The following is a 19346-nucleotide window of genomic DNA, read 5'->3' on the forward strand; positions in this document are numbered from 1 at the left end:
CAGTTGTTCCTTTCCATCAGCAAAGCCCAGCGTCCCGCCGCCTGACAGCCCCTCACTCAGACCCACCCTTCAGGCTCATCTCTGGATTGGAAAGGACTGTGCGCGCCGAACAATTTCTTCATCGGGGAACACCATGCCGTCCCAGGAAGTCCGCGTGCAGGCACGCGTGCACGCACCCATCGAAAAAGTCTTCGCGTTCTTCGCCGACCACGAGCGTTTCGCCACGCTCCTTGGCGGCCGCTGCACGCGCATCAAGGACGGACAGGGCGATCCCAACGGCCTGGGCTCCGTGCGCAGCATCGGCCCCGGCCCGCTCGCGTTCGAGGAAACCATCGTCACCTTCGAGCCGAACCAGCGCATCGAGTACACCGTCACGCGCGGCAGCCCGATCAAGAACCATCTGGGCACCATCGACTTTCACGCCGAGGATGACGTGACCGTGGTGGACTATGTCATCCGCTTCGACGGCAAGCTGCCGTTCACGGGTCCGCTGATCGCCGCCGCGCTGCGCGCTGCCTGGAACCGGAGCAGCCCGCGCGTGCTGGCGCAGCTGGAACGCTGAACACCGGGCGGTGCGCGTCGTCTCACACACCTGCTCGAACACCGAGATCGTCTGCGCGCTCGGTTGTGCCGATCGCCTCATCGCGATCGATGCCGACTCGGACTTTCCGCCGGATGTGGCCCGCCGACTGCCACAACTGGGACGCGACCTGGAATTCGACGTCGATGCCGTCGCGCGCCTGCGCCCGGACCTGGTGCTGACGTCGCTGACCGTGCCCGGTCACGAGCGTATCGTCGAGGCACTGCGCACGACCGGGCAGCGCTGTCTGGTGATCGACCCGCAAAGCCTGGACGAGGTGTACGCGAGCATCCGCAGCATCGCCGCGGCGCTGGGTGTCGGCGCCCGCGGCGATGCGCTCGTGGACGAGATGGAATGCGCGATGCCGCACCACGAAGCCGGGCCCGACGCGCCCCGCATCCTCGTCGAGTGGTGGCCCAAGCCGGTCATCGGCGCCGCGCGCCGCTCCTGGGTGCAGGACCTGATCGAGCGTGCCGGCGGACGCAATGCACTGGGCCACGTCGAGGCCAGGAGCGCGACGGTCGGACCCGCCGACCTCGACCGCGTCGCGCCGGATGCGATCGTGATGTCCTGGTGCGGGGTCAAGGTCGCGAAGTACCGCGCCGACGTGGTCCTGGATCGCGAAGCTTGGGGGGACACGCCGGCCGTACGCAACGCGCGCGTGTTTCCGGTCAGCGAGGAGTTCCTCGGCCGCCCCGGCCCGCGCCTGGTCGAGGGTTACCGCGCGCTGCGGCAGATCGTCAGCCGCGCCTGATCAGGCGCGATCGCGCGCGCTCTGCGCGTGCGCCTGCAGACCCTCGGCGTCGGCGATGCAGCCGGCGATGCGCGCCAACGGGCGCGCGCCGTCTGGCGTGCACTCGATCAGGCTGCTGCGCTTCTGGAATTCGTAGACGCCCAGCGGATTCGAGAATCTTGCGGCGCGCGAGGTCGGCAGCACGTGGTTTGGGCCGGCGCAGTAGTCGCCAAACGCCTCCGGCGTGTGGCGGCCGATGAAGATCGCGCCGGCGTGGCGGATCTTCGGCAGCAGCGCGCGCGGACTGTCCACTGCGAGTTCCAGATGCTCGGGTGCGATGCGATTCGACACGGCACAGGCCTCGTCGAGCGAGCGCACGCGGATCAGCGCGCCGCGCGCGCGCATCGACGCCTCGATGGTCGCCGCGCGCGGCAGACCCCGCACGCGCTCGTTCATCGCGGTGGCGACGCGATCGAGGAAGTCCGCATCGGTCGAGATCAGGATCGCCTCCGAGTCCTCGCCGTGCTCGGCCTGCGAGAACAGGTCCATCGCCATCCAGCGCGGATCGCTGGCACCGTCGCTGATGACGACGATCTCGGACGGCCCGGCGATCGAATCGATGCCGACCGTGCCGAACACCGCGCGCTTGGCGGCGGCGACATAGGCATTGCCGGGCCCGACGATCTTGTCCACTGCCGGTATGGTCTGCGTGCCATAGGCCAGCGCCGCGACCGCCTGCGCGCCGCCGACGGTGAACACGCGATCGACCCCGGCCAGATGCGCCGCGGCGAGCACGACCGGATTGAGTTCGCCGCCCGGCGCCGGCACCACCATCACGATCTCATCGACGCCGGCAACCCGCGCCGGGATCGCGTTCATCAGCACCGACGACGGATACGCGGCCTTGCCGCCGGGCACGTAGAGGCCGACGCGCTCCAGCGCCGTCACCTGCTGGCCGAGACGATTGCCGAGCGCGTCGGTGAACTCGAAGCCACCGAGCTTCTGATGCTCGGCATAGGCGCGGATGCGCGTCGCCGCCTGCTCCAGCGCGTCGCGCAGCGCGCCGTCGAGCGCGTCCCAGGCCTGCTGGCGCGCGGCGCGCGGCACTTCCAGTTCGCTTGCAGCGGCGACTTGGCGGCGATCGAAGCGGCAGGTCAGCTCGATCAGCGCGGCATCGCCGCGCGCGCGCACGTCGGCGACGATCGCGTCGACCGCGCGCACGACCTCCACGCTGGCCTCCGGCGCGCGGTCGAGCAAGGCGGACAGGCGCGCGTCGAAATCGGGCGACGTCGTGTCCAGTCGCTGCGCGTCGATCACGGCTTGCCCCCGACGACCTCGGCGAACTGCGCGAGCAGATTCTGGATCGCGGCGTTCTTCATCTTCATCGCCGCCTTGTTCACGACCAGGCGTGACGTCACCTGCGTGATCGTCTCGATCTCGACCAGGCCATTGGCCTTGAGCGTGCCGCCGGTGGCGACGAGGTCCACGATCAGGTCGGCGAGACCGACCAGCGGTGCCAGTTCCATCGAGCCGTAGAGCTTGATGATCTCGACCTGCTCGCCCTTCTCGGCAAAGTGGCGGCGCGTGATCTCCGGGTACTTGGTGGCGACGCGCAGGCGGCGCACGCCATCCGGGCGCGGGCCCTCCTTCTTCGCCGCCACCGACAGCCGGCAGCGCGCGATGCCCAGGTCCATCGGCTCATACAGTGCCGAGCCGCCGTGCTCCATCAGCACGTCCTTGCCGACGATGCCCAGATCGGCCGCACCGTACTCGACGTAAGTCGGCACGTCGGCCGGCCGGATGATTAGCAGCGAGACGTTCCTGTCCTTGGAAGGAACGCGCAGCAGGCGGTCGATATCGCCCGCCGGCTCCAAGCCCAGCCGGCCGAGCAGCGGCAGGCTTTCCTCGAGGATGCGACCCTTCGACAGGGCGATGGTGAGCTGCGTCATGACGGCGGGCGGACGTGCGGGTGCGCGATTGTACCGATGCGGGCGGGCCGCCGTCGCTCGTCGCAGCCGCCGACCGCGACGACGCGCGCAGTCGTCGGCGGACAAGGCCCATTCGTCCGGGATTGCCGCACTCACGCGCAGCGGGCCCGCAGCATGGCGCATCGACATCGGGGACCGCAATGCTGCGCATCTACGACGACGCCGACCTGACCCGGCGCACTCGGCTCAAGCACCTGCAGGTGCTGGCACTGTTCGCGGGCGGCGTCGCCTTCGGCGGCTGGATCACCCACTCGGGGCTCAGCCTCGATCTGCTGCCTGCCGCCACGGCGTCCAAACCGGCCGTCGCGCCTGCCGACGAAGCGGCGCACTGGTGTGTCGGCTCCACGGCCGGCCCCCGCCTGGACTGCCGGATCCGGCTGCCGACCCTGACCCGCGCCGAAGGCATCTGAGACCCGGCGCCGGCCGCGCCGGCATATCCGGGACATCTTCGGTCGCGCCCGATCTCGATACGCGCCCTGCGGCGCCGCCCGATGCAACCGTGGGTCGATCGTTTGCCGCGAAGCAGAAGGCCGGGACATGCCCGGCCTTCCGTTCACCGCTCGTACCGCGGCGCGGCGATCAGTTCACGCGCTCCAGCACGGTGGCCACGCCCTGGCCCATGCCGATGCACATCGTCGCGACGCCGAACTGCGCGTTCTGCTCGTTGAGCACATGCGCCAGCGCGCCGGTGATGCGCGCGCCGGAGCAGCCCAGCGGGTGACCGAGCGCGATGGCGCCGCCCTTGATGTTGACGCGGTCCATGCGCTCGAGGAGCTTGAGGTCCTTGAGCACGGCCAGCGACTGCGCGGCGAAGGCCTCGTTGAGCTCGAAGTAGTCGATGTTGTCGACCGACAGCCCCGCTCGCTTGAGCGCCTTCTGCGTCGCCGGCACCGGGCCGATGCCCATGATCGACGGGTTGCAGCCGGCGGCGGCGACGGCCTTGATGCGCGCCATCGGCTTGAGACCGAGGGCCCTGGCCTTGTCCTCGGCCATCACCAGCACGCAGCTCGCGCCGTCCGAGATCGCCGAGCTGTTGCCCGCCGTGACGCTGCCCTTGGGGTTGAACGCCGGCTTGAGCTTGGCGAGATCGGCGAGGTTGGCATCCGGGCGCACGACCTCGTCGAAGTCCACGAGGATCGGCAAGCCATCGGCATCGTGGCCATGGATGCCGATCATCTCGTTCTTGAACTTGCCATCCTTCCAGGCCGTGTAGGCCTTCTGGTGCGAGGCCAGCGCGAACTCGTCCTGCTTCTCGCGCGACACCTGGTGGGTCTGCGTGAGCATCTCGGCGGTCAGGCCCATCATCGCTGCTGCCTTGGCGGTCGTCACGGACATGCCCGGATCACCGTCGAAGCCGTGCGTCATCGGCACGTGACCCATGTGCTCGACCCCGCCGCAGACGTAGGTGTCGCCGATGCCGGCCTTGATCGACGCGGCGGCGATGTGGATCGCCGACATCGACGAACCGCACAGGCGGTTGACGGTCTGCCCCGGCACGGTGATCGGCAGGCCGGCCTTGAGCGCGACGTTGCGCGCGATGTTGAAGCCCTGTTCCAGGGTCTGCTGCACGCAGCCCCAGATCACGTCCTCGATCTCGTTGGGCTTCACCGCGGCATTGCGCCTGAGGATCGCCTTGATCAGTTCGGCCGACAGATCCTCGGCGCGGACGTGACGGAACGCGCCGCCCTTGGAACGGCCCATCGGCGTGCGGACCGCATCGACAATGACAACTTCAGTCATTTCTAATCTCCAGAATTCGGTAGGCGCGCTTCACTTGGGGAAGTACAGCCGGCCTTCGGCCGCCATCTTCTTCATCGACGCGGTCGGCTCGTAGAGCTTGCCCAGCGCGGCGTACTTCGCGCACTTGTCGAGCACGGTCTTCATGCCGATGGTGTCGGCGTACTTGAGCGCGCCGCCGCGGAACGGCGGGAAGCCGATGCCATAGACCAGGCCCATGTCCGCCTCGGCCGGTGTCTCGACGATGCCCTCGTCGAGGCAGCGCACGGTCTCGATGACCATCGGGATCATCAGGCGGTCGATGATCTCCTCGTCGGTGAAATCGCGCCTGCCGCGCGGCTGCACGGACGCGATCAGCTCGGCCGTCTGCGGATCGACGGTCTTGACCGGCTTGCCCTTCTTGTCTTCCTGGTACTTGTAGAAACCGATGCCGTTCTTCTGGCCGTAGCGCTGGTGCTCGTACATCACGTCGAGCGCCGACTTGAACTCCTTGTTCGACATGCGGTCCGGGTAGCCCTCGGCGAGCACGTCGCCGACGTGGTGCGAGGTGTCGATGCCGACGACGTCCTGCAGGTAGGCGGGGCCCATCGGCCAGCCGAAGGTCTCCATGACCTTGTCGATCTGCTGGTAGTCGGCGCCGTCGCGCAGCGCCATCGACCAGCCGCCGAAGTACGGGAACAGGATGCGGTTGACGAGGAAGCCCGGGCAGTTCTTGACGACGATCGGCGTCTTGCCCATCGCAGCCGCATAGGCGGCGATCGTCGCGATCGCTTCCTTCGAGGTCTTCTGGCCGTAGATCACCTCGACCAGCGGCATACGGTGCACCGGGTTGAAGAAGTGCATGCCGAGGAAGTTCTCGGGCGCCTTGAGCGCGGTGGCGAGTTCGTCGATCGAGATCGACGAGGTGTTCGACGCGATGACGGTGCCCGGCTTGACCAGGCTCTCGACTTCGGCGAGCACGCTCTTCTTGACCTTGGGATTCTCGACGACCGCCTCGACGACGACGTCCACGGTCTTGAAGTCGCCGTAGTTGAGCGTCGGCCGGATCATCGACAGGACCTTGCCGGCCTTCTCGGGCGTGAGCTTCTTGCGCTCGACCTGCTTGGACAGCAGCTTGTTGGCCTCGCTCATGCCCAGGTCCAGCGCCTTGTCGGCGATGTCCTTCATGATGATCGGCGTGCCCTTGACGGCGCTCTGGTAGGCGATGCCGCCGCCCATGATGCCGGCGCCGAGCACCGCGGCGTGCTCGACCTTCCGGCCCGCCTTGACGTAGCCCTTGGCCTTCTTCTTCAGGAACTGGTCGTTGAGGAAGATGCCGATCAGGCTGTCGGCGACCGTGGTCTTGGCGACCTTGGCGAAGCTCTGGCCCTCGATCTTGAGCGCGTCGTCGCGCGACTTGCCGGCGGCCTTCTGGATCGACTTCACCGCCTCGACCGGCGCCGGGTAGTGCTTCCCGGCCTTGCCCTGGATGAACGGGATCGCGGTGCCGAACACCATCATGCCCTCGACGGCGTCGAGCTTGAGCGGGCCTTTCTTCTGCGCGCGGCGCGCCTGCCAGTCGTACTTGCCCGCGGCGGCCTGCTGCACGAGCCGGATGGCCGCATCACGCACCTTCTCGACCGGCACGACGGCATCCACGGCATGGATCTTGAGCGCGGCCTCAGACTTGTTCTGCTCGCCACCGGCGATCCACTCGATCGCGTTGTCGGCGCCGACCAGACGCGGGAAGCGCACGGTGCCGCCGAAGCCGGGGATGATGCCCAGCTTGACTTCGGGGAACCCGACCTGCGCGGCGGAGGCCATCACGCGGTAGTCCGTGGACAGGGCCATCTCGAAGCCGCCGCCGAGGGCAAAGCCGTTGATCGCCGTGCACGACGGAAACGGCAGGTCCTCGATCGCATTGAACACCTTGTTGGCCTCGAAGGCCCAGGCGGCGATCTCCTCCTCGGACTTCTGGAAGTTGGCGCCGAACTCGGTGATGTCCGCACCGACGATGAACACGTCCTTGGCGCTGGTGACGATCAGCCCCTTGACGCCGGACGCCTTGGCGAGCGCGTCGCCGGCTTCCTTGAGTTCCTGCACGGTGCGCGCGTCGAACTTGTTGATCGCGTCTTCCTTGCGATCGAAGCACAGTTCGGCGATGCCGCCGTCGAGCATGCTGACTCGAATCGACTGCCCTTGATACATGGGTAGGTCCCCTCTGGGAAGTGGAAAACAATCTGCGTCGGTTCGGCGCTGCGGTCACAGCCGCAGCCGGCGACGAAAAGGGCGGCAATCATAGCCCCCGCGGCGCGAGGCGGTAAACCGACGACCGCCGCGGATTTTTCCGGCACGCCCGTTTGTCCACGGCATCATCCGGCGCCGGCGCGCTGCTGGACATTTTTTGACACCACCCCTATGCGAGTCCTACACTCGACGGCAACTTTTCGGGGGAAAAGTCAAGGGAGTTCAAATGGCTGCCACGAACCGGCAGTCCACGGCAAGGATCGCGCTGGGAGCTGTGATCCGGTCTGCGCCCTTCCGTGGCGGTCCCGTCATCAGGCTGGTCCCTCCCGCCATCGCGGCGGCGCCGATTCTGCGCGCAACCCGCATCCCCGAACACCAGCCCACGCCACACGCCCGCCGGCGTGACCCCCGATCCTTTCATGCCGCCATTCATCGCGGCACTGCATGGACCCGCGCGCATTGCCACAACCGCGCACATCCCCGGCCCTGGCGGCCGCCCCACGTAAGGAGTTCGTCACGCTTATGAAGAAGCCCGCGAAGAAAGTTGGCGCCAAAGCCGCCAAGAAAGCCGCACCCAGGAAGGCCGCTGCCAAGAAGGCCGCGCCCCGCAAGGCCGCCGTGAAGAAAGGCTCGCTCAAGGCCAAGGTGCAGAAGGCCATGCGCGATGTCCGCAAGGATTTCGCCAAGGCCAAGTCCTCGGTCAAGAAGGCGGCGGCCAAGGTCAAGAGCGCCGCCAAGAAGGACACGGCGCTGGCCAGGAAGACCGTGAAGGCCGATGTCGCCAAGGCCAAGAAGGCCGCCCGGCAGTTCGGCGCGACGGTGAAGGCCGATGTCAGCAAGGCCCGCAAGTCGATGAAGGCCGACGTGGCCAAGGTCAAGAAGGCGGTCAAGCAGGCGCAGACCACGGTCAGCAAGGCCGTCAAGGGTGACGTCAAGGAAATCAAGCAGGTCGTGCAGGCCCAGGCCAAGGCGATCGAGAAGAAAGTCAGCGAGGCGGTCGCGCCGGTGGTTGCTGCGGCCCAGTCGATCACGCCCTCGCCGCTGTCGCGCGCCTTTCTGGCCACTTCGCAGGGCAAGAAGGAGGCCGCCGAACTGGGGCTGGCCCCCGGCGAGACACCGCCTCCCGCCACCGCGCCGCCGATGGGTGGCACCGGGTCCTGAACGCGGCGCCGCCGCGTCCGAAGCCCGCCCGACGGCGGGCTTCTTTTTTGTCACAATGCCGCAAAGTCCATCCGCTTATCCGCATGAGCCTGTCGCTCGAACAGAGCACCGAGGTCTGCAGCCTGCTCGCCGACACCAGCCGTCTGCGCCTGCTGCTGCTGCTGGAACACCACGAGCTCAGCGTCGCCGAACTGACCGAGGTCACCGGGCTGGCGCAGAGCCGTGTCTCGACCCACCTCGCCCGCCTGCGCCGGGCCGGTCTGGTGCAGGACAAGCGCAGCGGCAATGCCGCGCTGTACTCGATGGCAGCGACCGACAGCGAGACGGCGACGCTGTGGGGACTGCTGCGCGAGCGCCTCGATGACAGCCAGGTGCGCGTGGACCGCGAGCGCGCCGAGCGGGTCATCGCCGAACGCAAGCACGGCCAGACCTGGGCCGAATCGGTGGCCGGGCGCATGGAACTGCACTACTCGCCGGGCCGCACCTGGGAGGCCACGGCGCGTGCGCTGATCGGTCTGCTGCAACTGGGCGACGTGGTCGATATCGCCTGCGGCGACGGCGTGCTCGCCGAGCTGATCGCCGAGCACGCACGACGTGTCACCTGTGTCGATGTCAGCGCCACCGTCATCGCCGCCGCGCGCAAGCGGCTCGCCGCACTGAGCAATGTCGAGTTCTGCGAGGCCGACATGCACGCGCTGCCGCTGCGATCGCAGGCCTATGACCACGTCTTCCTGATGCACGCGCTGGCCTACACGCGGGAACCTCAGAAGGTGATCCACGAAGCCGCGCGTCTGCTCAAGCCGGGCGGACGGCTGATCGTCGCCGCGCTCGCCGAGCATCGGCATGAAGAGACGATGCGCGCCTACGACCACCTCAACCTGGGCATCGCCCCGGAGAAGCTGCGCCGCTACCTGTCCGCCTGCGGCCTGAGCGTCGAGTCCTGCCGCATCTCGTCGCGCGAGACACGGCCGCCGTACTTCGAGGTCGTCACCGCGCTGGCGCGGGCCTGAGGCGAGTGCCTACAAGGGCAAGGCCAGCTGTCCGGTGCTCTCGTCGGCCAGCGGCGGCGCGCCGTCGCCGGGGCGCAAGGGCCAGCGGCCGATGACTTCGTACTCGACCGGGTTCAGGTCGAGCCGGCTGCGCACGAGGACGAACTCCGTCACTGGCCATTCGACCGGCGCGATCGCGGTCGGCGGCAGCGGCTGGCGCGCTTCGCGCAGGATCGTCAGGTGCGGGACGAAGCGCATACGATCGATCGACACGTCGGCCTGACGCAGCACCTCGCGCAAGCGGTCGTGGAGTTCGTGGAGTTGCGCCGGCGGCGCGTGCGACCCCAGCCACCACGGAATGTGGCGATTGCGGAAGCTGCCGGCATGATCCAGCTGCAGCGTGAACGGCGCGACACGCACCTGCGCGGCCGCCGCGATCGCCGCCGCCTCGTCGCGCGCGGGCACGGCGTCGCCGAGAAACAGCAGCGTCAGGTGGTAGCGCTCGGGCCTGGCCAGATAACCGCCCGGCTGCATGCGCATGCGCAGCTTCCGCGCAGCCTCGGCGATGGCGGCGCGCACGGCATCATCGGGCCACAGCGCGAAGAACAGGCGGTTCGGCTCAAGTCGCACGGCGCAGACGGTCGAGCAGGATGTCCAGCGCCATGCGCGCGGTCTGCGCGCGCACCGACTCGCGGTCGCCGTCGAAGCGGAAACCGTGCGCCAGCGCGCCGCCGCCGCGCTGCGCGCAGGCGATCCAGACCGTGCCGACCGGCTTTTCGGCACTGCCGCCGCCCGGCCCGGCGATCCCGGTGACGGCGAGCGACCACTGCACCGGCGCGTGCGCGAGCACACCGCCGGCCATCGCCAGCACGGTGGTTTCGCTGACCGCACCGTGCCGCTCGAGCACGGCCGGCGGCACGCCGAGCAGCTCCTGCTTGGCGCGGTTGGAATAGGTCACGACGCCGCGCTCGAACCACGCCGACGACCCGGCCAGATCGGTCAGCGACTTGGCGATCAGGCCGCCGGTGCAGGATTCGGCCACGGCGAGCCACTCGCGGCGTGCGAGCAGGCGTTCCGCAATTTCGGCGACTCGTCCCTGCATCGCTGGCTCCTCAGCGCCGGAAACGCTCCTCGGCCATGCGGTCGGCGATCGCGCCGGTCGGCCGACCTTCGGCCTTGCTGCGCTCGAAGATCGCGGTCAGCGTGGTGCCGATGCGGCGCAGATGCGCTTCGACCGTCGCCCAGTCGTAGCCGGGGCCTTCGTAGAAGATGTCGATGATGCCGCCGGCGTTGATGCAGTAATCCGGGGCGTAGAGGATGCCACGCTCCATCAGCGCGCGGTCGTGCTGCGGCCGCGCCAGCTGGTTGTTGGCGGCACCGGCGACGATGCGCGCGCGCAACTGCGGAATGCTAGCGTCGTCGAGGATCGCACCCAGCGCGCAGGGCGCAAACACGTCCACGTCCAGCGCCATGATCTGGTCCATCGCCACCGGTTTCGCGCCGAATTCCTGGACGCAACGCTCGACGGCCGGCGCGTACAGATCGGTCACCCACAGCTGCGCCCCGGCCTCGTGCAGGTGCTTGCACAGGCGGTAGCCGACGTTGCCCAGCCCCTGAACGGCGACGCGCAGACCGCGGAGATCGTCGCGCTGGAAACGGTACCTGACCGCGGCCTGGATGCCGATGAACACGCCCAGCGCGGTCGCCGGCGACGGATCGCCGGTGCGACCTTCGGCCTGGGCCCTTTCATCGGCCAGTCCGCCGACGTGGCGGGTGACCTCTGCCATCAGGCGGATGTCGGCGACGTTCGTGCCCGAGTCCTCGGCGACCACGTAGCTGCCATTGAGACGGTCCACCGCGCGGCCCATCGCGCGCATCAGCTCGGGCGTCTTGTCCTTGCGCGGGTCGCCGATGATCACGCTCTTGCCACCGCCCTGCGGCAGGCCGGCGAGCGCCGCCTTGTAGGTCATGCCGCGCGACAGGCGCAGCACATCGGTCAGCGCCTCGTCCTCGCTGGCATACGGCCACATGCGGCAGCCGCCCAGACCCTTGCCGAGGTTGGTGTTGTGGACGGCGATCAGCGCACGCAGGCCCGAGCGCTCGTCGTGGAAATAGCTGACGGACTCGTGATGATCGAACTCCGGATGCTGGAAAACCGCCATGTCGGCCCCGTGTCCTGGAAACGCCGCATTGTATCGGTCACGGCCGGCCGGGAATGCGATAATCCGCGTCTTGAGTGATTTCCCTTGGAGCAGGACCATGAGCGCACCGGACCCGATCGTCATCACCGCCGCGACGCGCACGCCGATGGGCGGCATGCTCGGCGTGCTCGCGCCGTTGTCCGGCGCCCAGCTCGGCGCGATCGCGATCCAGGCTGCGGTCGAGCGCAGCGCTCTTGCCGCCGACGCGATCGACGAGGTGATCATGGGCTGCTGCCTGCCGGCCGGCCAGGGACAGGCGCCGGCGCGCCAGGCCGCGCGCGGCGCCGGCCTGCCCGACGCCGCCGGCGCCACGACGATCAACAAGATGTGCGGCTCGGGCATGAAGGCGATCATGCTCGCGCACGATCTGCTCAAGGCCGGCACGAACCGCGTGATGGTCGCCGGCGGCATGGAGAGCATGACCAACGCGCCCTACCTGCTGCCCAAGGCGCGCGGCGGCTACCGCTACGGCCACGGCGAGATCCTCGACCACATGGCGCTGGACGGCCTCGAGGACGCCTACGAGAAACGCACGCCGATGGGCGTGTTCGCCGAGCGCACGGTCGAGCGCTACGGCTTCTCGCGCGAACAGCAGGACGAGTTCGCCATCGCCTCGCTGACCCGTGCCAGGCAGGCCAACGAGGACGGCAGCTTCGCGTTCGAGATCGCGCCGGTCGAGCTGGCCGGCAAGGCCGGACCCGAGCGCATCGAGCGCGACGAGCAGCCGTTCAAGGCAAAGCTCGACAAGATCCCGACGCTCAAGCCCGTCTTCGTCAAGAACGGCACGATCACCGCGGCCAACGCCAGCTCGATCTCCGACGGCGCCGCGGCGGTCGTGCTGATGCCGCTGGCGGAGGCGCACAGGCGCGGCGCCCAGCCGCTCGCGCGCATCGTCGCGCACGCCAGCCACGCACGCCTGCCGGCGGAGTTTCCGATCGCGCCGGTCAATGCCATCGCCGACGTGCTGAACAAGGCTGGCTGGACCGCTGCGCAGGTCGATGCCTGGGAGATCAACGAGGCCTTCGCGGTCGTGACCATGGCGGCGATGAAGGAACACAGACTGCCGCACGAGAAGGTGAACGTGCATGGCGGCGCCTGCGCGCTGGGCCACCCGATCGGCGCCAGCGGCGCGCGCCTGGTCGCGACGCTGCTCGGCGTGCTGAAGAAGACCGGCGGCAGGCGCGGCGTCGCCTCGCTGTGCATCGGCGGCGGCGAGGCCGTCGCACTCGCGCTCGAAATGCTCTGATGCGCACGCTGCTGCTGCCCGCGCTGGCGCTGCTGCTGGCGTCCTGCGGCGGTCACGACGACGGCGCGTCCGACGACACGCCACCCGACCCGGCGAGTCTGTGCGTCAGCAGCGCCTGCGGCAGCAAGACTGCCCTGCTGACGATCCCGGACGCGGAGAACATCCTGTTCACGCCCGACGGGCGCCTGTTCGTCTCCGGCGGCACGAACGTCTTCGAGATCCTCGCCACGCCCGGCGGCGGCTACGAGGCGCTGGCGCTCTACGACGGCAACTGCAACTTCACCGGGCTGGCGCTGCGCGGCGACGTGCTCTACGCCAACTGCTTCGATGGCCGGCTGTACGCGGCGCGGCTGACCGCGGCACCGCAGCTGGCCCCGATCCACGAGCTGAATCTGGCCGCGCCCAACGGCCTCGTCGATGGTCCGGACGGCGAGCTGTATCTGGTCAACGGCCCGCTGGCGACGAGCGCGCTGCCCGATCCCAAGGTCGTGCGCCTGCGCCTCGATCCGGCCGATCCGTTCAAGGTCGTCGAGCAGGTGGACTGGTTCAGTGAGGGCCTGCTCGGCCCCAACGGCATCCAGCGCCGCGGGCGCACGCTGTACGTCAGCAACACGGGCCTGACCAGCCTCGGCGAGATCCGCAGCGTCGAGATCGGGGCCGACGGCGCACCCGGCGCGAGCGCGCGCCTGGCCAGCTTCACCAGCATCCCCGACGACTTCAGCGTGGTCGGCGACGCCCTGCTGGTGGCGTGGTACTCGAGCGGGCAGATCGCGCTGATCGGAGCGGATGGCAGCGTACTGCAGAGCACCGCTCCATCGAGCTTCGATTTCCCGTCGCAGGTGCGCGCCGGCCGGCCGCCGCTGTTCGCGGCCACCGACCTGCTGGTCACCGAGAAGGGGATGATCGGCGACACCGCGTCCAGCTACGGCAACCGGCTGTCGCTGTTCCGCGCGACGCCCTGATCAGGCCGCGTCGCGCTTCCTCTCCTCGGCGAAGGGATCGGCGACGCCCAGGCGCTTGTGCATGATCGGGCTGGTCGTCGTGTACTGCAGGTACACCTTCTCGCCCGGATTGAGCCGCGCCTTGATCGCGAACGCGGCCAGCGCGGCCTCGTGGAAGCCGGACAGGATCAGCTTCTTCTTGCCCGGGTACCAGTTGATGTCGCCGACCGCGTAGATGCCCGGCACGCTGGTCTCGAATTTCTCGGTATCGACGACGATCTGGTTCTTGTTGAGCGTCAGTCCCCAGTCGGCGATCGGCCCGAGCTTCGGATGCAGGCCGAAGAACGCCAGCAGGTGATCGAGCTCCAGGCGCCGCTTCACGCTGTCGGCGCCGGTGACGACGATCTCCTTGATGCGGCCGTTCTCCTCGTGGAAGGCGCTGACGTCGCCGACCAGGAACTGCATGCGGTACTCGTCGCACAGCGCGCGCATGCGCGCGACCGAGGCCGGCGCGGCCTTGAACTTCTCCGAGCGGTGGACCAACACGACGCTCTCGGCGACATCGACCAGGTTCAGCACCCAGTCCAGCGCCGAGTCGCCGCCGCCGGCGATGACGATGTTCTTGCCGCGGAACATCTCGGGATTGCGCACCTTGTAATGCACCTGGGTGCCGACGAAACGCTCGATGCCCTCGACCGGCAGCGTCACCGGCTGGAAGGCACCGACACCGCCGGCGATCACCACCGCGCGTGCGGAGAACTCGGTGTTCCGGTCGGTGCGCAGATAGAACGTGCCGTCCGCCCGCGGTTCGACCACCTGCAGCTGCTGGCCGAGATGCAGGGTCGGCGCGAACGGCGCGATCTGCTGCTGCAGCCGCTCGATCAGCTCGCGCGCACCGCACACCGGCAGCGCCGGGATGTCATAGATCGGCTTGTCGGGATACAGCTCGGTGCACTGCCCGCCCGGCTGCGCCAGCGCCTCGACCAGATGCGCGCGCATGCCGAGCAGGCCCAGCTCGAAGACCTGGAACAGGCCACAGGGGCCGGCGCCCACGATCACCACGTCGGTCTGAATCGTCATTTCGTGCCTCGATGCGACTTGCGGCCGCGCGCGATCATGACGACCCACGGCCCTGCGCACGATGCGGCATGGGTGCCGCACGGGCCTTGATCTGCATCAAGGCCCGCGCCGGATGTCAGCGGTCGAGCTCCTTGACCAGCTTGCGTGCCGCATAGATCTTGTCCAGCGCCTCGAGGATCGCGGCGCTGTGCACGCCGACGCAGCGGTTGAGACTTTCGTCGTAGCCGAAACTGCCGCCGATCGAGTGGATGTTGCCGTCGAAGGCCAGGCCGACGATCTGGGCATCGCGGTCGATGATCGGGCTGCCGGAATTGCCGCCGGTGATGTCGTTGGTCGTGACGAAGTTGAAGGGCGTGTTCAGGTCGAGCCGCGCCTTGGCCTGCAGCCAGCGCTGGGGCAGCGCGAACGGATCGGCGCCCGTGGCCCGCGCGAACAGGCCGGCCAGATCGGTGTACGGCGCGATCGTCCGTCCTTTCTCGTTCCAGCCGCGCACCTCGCCGTAGGACAGACGCAGCGTGAAGGTCGCGTCCGGATACACCGAGGTGCCGAGCTGCTCGAAGCGCAGGCGCGCGATCTGCGCCGCGCCCTGCGTCTCGATCGCCTCGACCTCGGACTCGTAGCGCCGGCGCAGATCGCGCGTCACGCGGTCGAGCGCGCGGGCGAGCTGCATGAATGGATCGGTCGAGGCCGATACGGCCTCGAAGCCGCCGTCCCAGAGGCGCCGCCGTTCGGCCACGTCCGACAGTTTCGTGCCATCGACCAGCTTGGCCGCCAGGGACTCCGGCGCATCCGCACCCAGCACCAGCTTGACCAGCGGATCGTCGGGCCCCAACCGTTCGCGCAGCTTGCTCAACGACCAGGCGAGCTTGGTCTTCTCGAACTCCGGGTAGATCGGCGCCTCGGAGAACAGCGTCTGCTGCAGGCGCGGCAGCGCGGCGTCCTGGTATTCGGGCAGGCGCTCGGCGTTGGGCCGGGTCCTCTCCTCGGCCGCGCGGACCAGATGGCGGGCGATGGCGAAATGCTGCGAATAAAGCCCGCGCCGGCCTTCGAGCATCAGATACGGCCCTTCCAGGGCGCGCCAGGCCTGCTGCGCCTGCGCGATCGCCACCCAGGGATCGGCGGCGCCCGTGAATGCGGCCCGCAGCCGCGCCTCGTCGCTCCGTTTCTGCTCGAACAGTGCGGGCTGCAGCAGCGCATCCAGCTCGCCGCGAAATACCTTGAGGCTGTTCTCGGTGAAGGTCAGGTCGGTCTGCGCCTGTCGCGCGGCCTCCGGGCTGGCGCGGCCGTACTGCCAGAGCAGCGCACGGCGCTCCGAGTAGTAGGCGAGGCGGTTGATCAGGTCCGGGTCGCGCAGCCGTTCCAGCTGCGCCACGGTCAGCTGGCGCTGCGTCGTCCCCGGATGCCCGGTGACCAGCGTCAGCTCACCCTCCTTCGCGCCTGCGCGCTTGATGCGGAAATGCTCCGCCGTCGCGGCCGGCTTGCCGCCCTCGTATGCGCGCAGCAGCCCGACGTCGAGGTTGTAGCGCGGAAAGTTGAAGTTGTCCGGATCGCCGCCGAAGAAGCCGACGCGGTACTCCGGCGAAAACACCAGGCGCACGTCCTGGAAGCGGCGATAGCGGTACAGGTGATACAGCCCGCCGGCGTAGAGCTCGACGACGTCACAGCGGCGCGTGTCGGCCTGGTCACCGACGCACTCCGACTCGATGCGCCCGATCTCGGCGTTGCGCGCATCGACGAAGGCCTGCCCGCCGAGGCCGGCGGTGGCCTTGCCGACGCGATCGGTGACGTCGCGGATCTCTTCGAGACGGTTGAGCTCCTCGGCCGGGCAGCGCAATTCCGCCGCGCGCTCTCCGGCGACGAAGCCGCGATTGACATGGTCGGCCTGCGCGCTGGACAGCTGCTGCACGCAGTCGAGCACGCAGTGCGCGTTGGTCAGCACCAGCCCCTCGGGCGACACGAACGAACCCGAACAGCCGCTGGCCAGGCGCACGGAGGACTTCATCACCCTGTCCACCCAGCGCGCGTCCGGCTTGAAGCCGTAGCGCGCCTCGAGCTGCGCGCGCGGCAGGTTGTCGAGCGTCCACATGCCTTCGGCCGCGAGCACCGCGCCGGCCTGCACGACCACGAATGCGGCCACGAGCCGCTGCACCAAACCGTTCATGCCGTTCTCCCAATCGTTCAATAGCGCCACAGCAGGCTGGCCAGCGCCTGCGTGCGCCGGTAATGCGTGCCGAGGTCGGCCTCCGCCTCGACGTGGCGCGCCTGCACGTCGATCGATCCGCGCGGCGACAGACTGTAGTTGAAGCCTGTCGTGGCGATCCCGGCGCGGCCGGGCAGCCGGAACGCGGTCTCGCCGACGAAGACATCGTCCGGCGCCGAGGCGCGCGCCGCATCCAACACGGTCGGCGGGGGACTCGGCGCCGTCGAGACCAGATCGCCATCCCGGTACTGGTATCCCGCGTAGAACGCCAGGTCGCGCCACGGCTGCCAGTCCAGATCCACGCTCGCCGAGCGCGCACGGCCTGCGAACACGGCTTCGTGCCGCGCGTCGCGCCAGCTCGCCGCGCCGCCCAGCCGCAGGCTGATGCGGGTGGTGAGCTGCTGCTGCAGCCACAGACCGGCACGGTACTCGTCGGCATCGCGCAGCCGGCTGTCGAACACCTCGCTCGCCGCCGACGCGCCCAGCGCCAGGACCGGCGCATAGAAACCGGCGCCGGGGCGGATCAGCCAGCGCCAGCGCAGCGCCGGCACCGCACGCGACAGGCCCTCGTACTGCGCATAGCCCTGCGCGTCGAGCGCGACCTGCCATTGCATGGCCATGGCCGGGCCGAGCTTCCAGCCGGTCTCGGCGGCCACGGCCAGTTGCACGAAGCTGTCCTCACGGGTGTCGCCGCCCTGGCGGACATTGGCGACGTTGCTGTCGAAGCCGATGCCGATTTCACCCGACAGTCCGCGCGGCGCCGGTGCCGCCCATGCCGCGGGGATGACCAGTGCCAGCGCGAACGCGGCCCGCACGGCCGCCTGCCCAGAGATGCCCATGCTGCTTTCGCCCGCCAGATCCTGCGGGCATCATGCCACTGTGACACAGTGCAGGGATACACACGCCACAACGTGTTTCACTGCGCCGCGTCCGATCCACAGGAGCATCCAGATGTCCATGCAAGCGGCCGTTGACGAGGTGGTTGACAACCCGCGCCGTGCCTTCCTCGTGCGGGCGCTGTCGCTCGGCTGGCTGGCCGGCGGCGCCGGCTGGCAGCTCGACGCGCTCGCCGGCGTGTTCGGCGAGCTGCCCGGGAAGCTGCCGGAAGGCCGCTCGGTGTTCAGCATCGACGGCGAAGTCTGGGTCAATGGCCAGCGTGCATCGCGCGACACCGTGATCGGACCCGACGATCATGTCCGCACCGGCGACCGGTCTGCGCTCGTCGCCGTCGTCGGTCAGGACGCGCTGATCCTGCGCGCCAACTCGGAACTGCAGCTCGGCGCCGGCCGCGCCACCCGGCGCTTCTTCCGCCTGGTCACCGGCGCGATGCTGAGCGTGTTCGGCCGTCGTGACGAGCCGCTCGAAATCCGGGCACCGACGGTGACGATCGGCATCCGCGGCACCGGCGTCTATACCGAGGCCGACGCCGAAAAGACCTATGTGTGCACCTGCTACGGCCGCACGACGCTGACCGCGACGGCCGACCCCGCCGCGAGCGAGGACATCACATCGCGCCACCACGACGCGCCGCGCTGGGTGCTGGCCGATCCGCAGGACGGACGGCGCATCATCCCGGCGGCGTTCCAGTGGCACACCGATCTGGAACTGATGACGCTCGAAGCCCTGGTCGGCCGCACCGTGCCGTTCCAGCTCGAGGAGATGAACTACCGCGGCCCGCGCCGCGACTACTGATCAGACCCGGCCGCCGAACGTCTGGCTCAGCTGATCGTGATAGATCTCGATGCTGCGCGCGAACTCGGCCTGGACGAAGGGCTCGGCGACCGACTTGAGCAGGCGCGGCACCGGCACGTCGAGCAGGCCTTCGGTGTGAAAGCGGATACGGGTGCCGCGGCCTGAGCCGTCGAGCTGCCAGCGGCCCTCGATGACGCCGTTGCCCACCCCCTTGAGCGGCGTCCACTCCACGGTCCGACTGGACGGGTCGGGCACGTAGCGGCAGGCATAGACCACCTGGTGCGAGATGCCGGCCGTCCCGATCGGCTCCATCTCCCAGCGGTAGGCGTTGCCGCCGAGGTCGATCAGCTGGCGCACCCTCGGGAAATGGCTCACCGAGCGCGGCACGTCGGCCAGGATGGCGAAGACCGTCTCCGGCGCGGCCTGCACCGAGAATTCACGCGCGACACGGACAGAGATCTGGGCCAAGACTCGTTCTCCAGAGTGGCGGACCGGAGCGGCAGTGTCCTGTCCAAGGACCGACGGTACATTGGCACCATGGACAGCGCCCGGCGCGCTTGGGCAAGCTGGAT

At 68.9% G+C, this 19346-nt stretch carries 19 protein-coding genes; 8 read left to right on the forward strand and 11 right to left on the reverse strand.

Features of this window, described 5'->3' with window-relative positions; all coding sequences use genetic code 11:
• The first annotated feature begins 133 nt into the window (after positions 1 to 133).
• Both AAG565_RS12445 and AAG565_RS12450 read left to right on the forward strand, forming a co-directional pair.
• Positions 134 to 562, forward strand: a complete 429-nt coding sequence (locus AAG565_RS12445; protein WP_348819927.1) for an SRPBCC family protein — start codon at positions 134 to 136, stop codon at positions 560 to 562.
• Positions 563 to 572: 10 nt separating this feature from the next.
• Complete coding sequence (locus AAG565_RS12450; RefSeq protein ID WP_348819928.1) at positions 573 to 1334, forward strand: helical backbone metal receptor; 762 nt, start codon at positions 573 to 575, stop codon at positions 1332 to 1334.
• Here the strand turns inward: AAG565_RS12450 and hisD are convergent, their stop codons facing one another.
• Together hisD and hisG are read right to left on the reverse strand one after the other, a co-directional pair.
• Positions 1335 to 2579, reverse strand: coding sequence for a histidinol dehydrogenase (gene hisD, locus AAG565_RS12455; protein ID WP_348819978.1), 1245 nt, complete (start codon positions 2577 to 2579; stop codon positions 1335 to 1337). It lies immediately after the preceding gene.
• A gap of 47 nt (positions 2580 to 2626) precedes the next feature.
• Positions 2627 to 3262 (reverse strand): ATP phosphoribosyltransferase, encoded by a 636-nt coding sequence (gene hisG, locus AAG565_RS12460; RefSeq protein ID WP_348819929.1) that lies wholly within the window; start codon positions 3260 to 3262, stop codon positions 2627 to 2629.
• A 179-nt stretch (positions 3263 to 3441) separates the two neighbouring features.
• On the opposite strand from hisG, the gene AAG565_RS12465 reads away from it, so the two are divergent.
• Positions 3442 to 3711, forward strand: coding sequence for a hypothetical protein (locus tag AAG565_RS12465; RefSeq protein ID WP_348819930.1), 270 nt, complete (start codon positions 3442 to 3444; stop codon positions 3709 to 3711).
• Between the two features lie 169 nt (positions 3712 to 3880).
• Here AAG565_RS12465 and fadA read toward each other — a convergent pair whose 3' ends face one another.
• Positions 3881 to 5041: an acetyl-CoA C-acyltransferase FadA gene (gene fadA, locus AAG565_RS12470; RefSeq protein ID WP_348819931.1), complete on the reverse strand. Its 1161-nt coding sequence runs from the start codon at positions 5039 to 5041 to the stop codon at positions 3881 to 3883.
• A gap of 30 nt (positions 5042 to 5071) precedes the next feature.
• Positions 5072 to 7225, reverse strand: a complete 2154-nt coding sequence (gene fadB, locus AAG565_RS12475; RefSeq protein ID WP_348819932.1) for a fatty acid oxidation complex subunit alpha FadB — start codon at positions 7223 to 7225, stop codon at positions 5072 to 5074.
• Between the two features lie 483 nt (positions 7226 to 7708).
• Here fadB and AAG565_RS12480 point away from each other — a divergent pair, with 483 nt between their 5' ends.
• Both AAG565_RS12480 and AAG565_RS12485 read left to right on the forward strand, forming a co-directional pair.
• Entirely contained in the window at positions 7709 to 8425 is a 717-nt protein-coding gene (locus AAG565_RS12480) for a hypothetical protein (RefSeq protein ID WP_348819933.1), read from the forward strand.
• A gap of 83 nt (positions 8426 to 8508) precedes the next feature.
• Complete coding sequence (locus tag AAG565_RS12485) at positions 8509 to 9435, forward strand: metalloregulator ArsR/SmtB family transcription factor (RefSeq protein WP_348819934.1); 927 nt, start codon at positions 8509 to 8511, stop codon at positions 9433 to 9435.
• A gap of 9 nt (positions 9436 to 9444) precedes the next feature.
• Here AAG565_RS12485 and thpR read toward each other — a convergent pair whose 3' ends face one another.
• The 3 genes from thpR to AAG565_RS12500 are packed head-to-tail and all read right to left on the reverse strand — an operon-like array spanning position 9445 to position 11576.
• Positions 9445 to 10044, reverse strand: coding sequence for an RNA 2',3'-cyclic phosphodiesterase (thpR, locus tag AAG565_RS12490; protein WP_348819936.1), 600 nt, complete (start codon positions 10042 to 10044; stop codon positions 9445 to 9447).
• Positions 10034 to 10516 (reverse strand): CinA family protein, encoded by a 483-nt coding sequence (locus tag AAG565_RS12495; RefSeq protein WP_348819937.1) that lies wholly within the window; start codon positions 10514 to 10516, stop codon positions 10034 to 10036. The genes thpR and AAG565_RS12495 overlap by 11 nt, the downstream gene beginning before the upstream one ends.
• 10 nt (positions 10517 to 10526) lie before the next feature.
• Positions 10527 to 11576, reverse strand: a complete 1050-nt coding sequence (locus AAG565_RS12500) for a Glu/Leu/Phe/Val dehydrogenase dimerization domain-containing protein (protein WP_348819938.1) — start codon at positions 11574 to 11576, stop codon at positions 10527 to 10529.
• 97 nt (positions 11577 to 11673) lie between these two features.
• Here AAG565_RS12500 and AAG565_RS12505 point away from each other — a divergent pair, with 97 nt between their 5' ends.
• Positions 11674 to 12861 carry an acetyl-CoA C-acyltransferase gene (locus AAG565_RS12505; RefSeq protein ID WP_348819939.1) on the forward strand — a complete coding sequence of 396 codons (1188 nt, stop codon included), beginning with the start codon at positions 11674 to 11676 and terminating at the stop codon, positions 12859 to 12861.
• Positions 12861 to 13823, forward strand: coding sequence for a hypothetical protein (locus tag AAG565_RS12510; RefSeq protein WP_348819940.1), 963 nt, complete (start codon positions 12861 to 12863; stop codon positions 13821 to 13823). Before AAG565_RS12505 ends, AAG565_RS12510 begins: the two co-directional genes overlap by 1 nt.
• Here AAG565_RS12510 and AAG565_RS12515 read toward each other — a convergent pair whose 3' ends face one another.
• From AAG565_RS12515 to AAG565_RS12525, 3 genes are all read right to left on the reverse strand, one after another.
• Positions 13824 to 14882, reverse strand: coding sequence for an NAD(P)/FAD-dependent oxidoreductase (locus AAG565_RS12515; protein ID WP_348819941.1), 1059 nt, complete (start codon positions 14880 to 14882; stop codon positions 13824 to 13826).
• 115 nt (positions 14883 to 14997) lie between these two features.
• On the reverse strand, positions 14998 to 17043 hold the full coding sequence (locus tag AAG565_RS12520; RefSeq protein WP_348819942.1) for a S46 family peptidase: 2046 nt from the start codon (positions 17041 to 17043) through the stop codon (positions 14998 to 15000).
• A 17-nt stretch (positions 17044 to 17060) separates the two neighbouring features.
• Entirely contained in the window at positions 17061 to 17921 is an 861-nt protein-coding gene (locus AAG565_RS12525) for a hypothetical protein (RefSeq protein WP_348819943.1), read from the reverse strand.
• A gap of 112 nt (positions 17922 to 18033) precedes the next feature.
• On the opposite strand from AAG565_RS12525, the gene AAG565_RS12530 reads away from it, so the two are divergent.
• Complete coding sequence (locus AAG565_RS12530) at positions 18034 to 18774, forward strand: FecR domain-containing protein (protein WP_348819944.1); 741 nt, start codon at positions 18034 to 18036, stop codon at positions 18772 to 18774.
• Here the strand turns inward: AAG565_RS12530 and AAG565_RS12535 are convergent, their stop codons facing one another.
• A complete protein-coding gene (locus AAG565_RS12535) occupies positions 18775 to 19242 on the reverse strand; it encodes an SRPBCC family protein (protein ID WP_348819945.1) in 468 nt (155 codons plus the stop codon).
• Between the last annotated feature and the right edge of the window lie 104 nt (positions 19243 to 19346).

It is taken from the genome of Fontimonas sp. SYSU GA230001 (genome assembly GCF_040066175.1).
Classification (GTDB): domain Bacteria; phylum Pseudomonadota; class Gammaproteobacteria; order Nevskiales; family Nevskiaceae; genus Solimonas.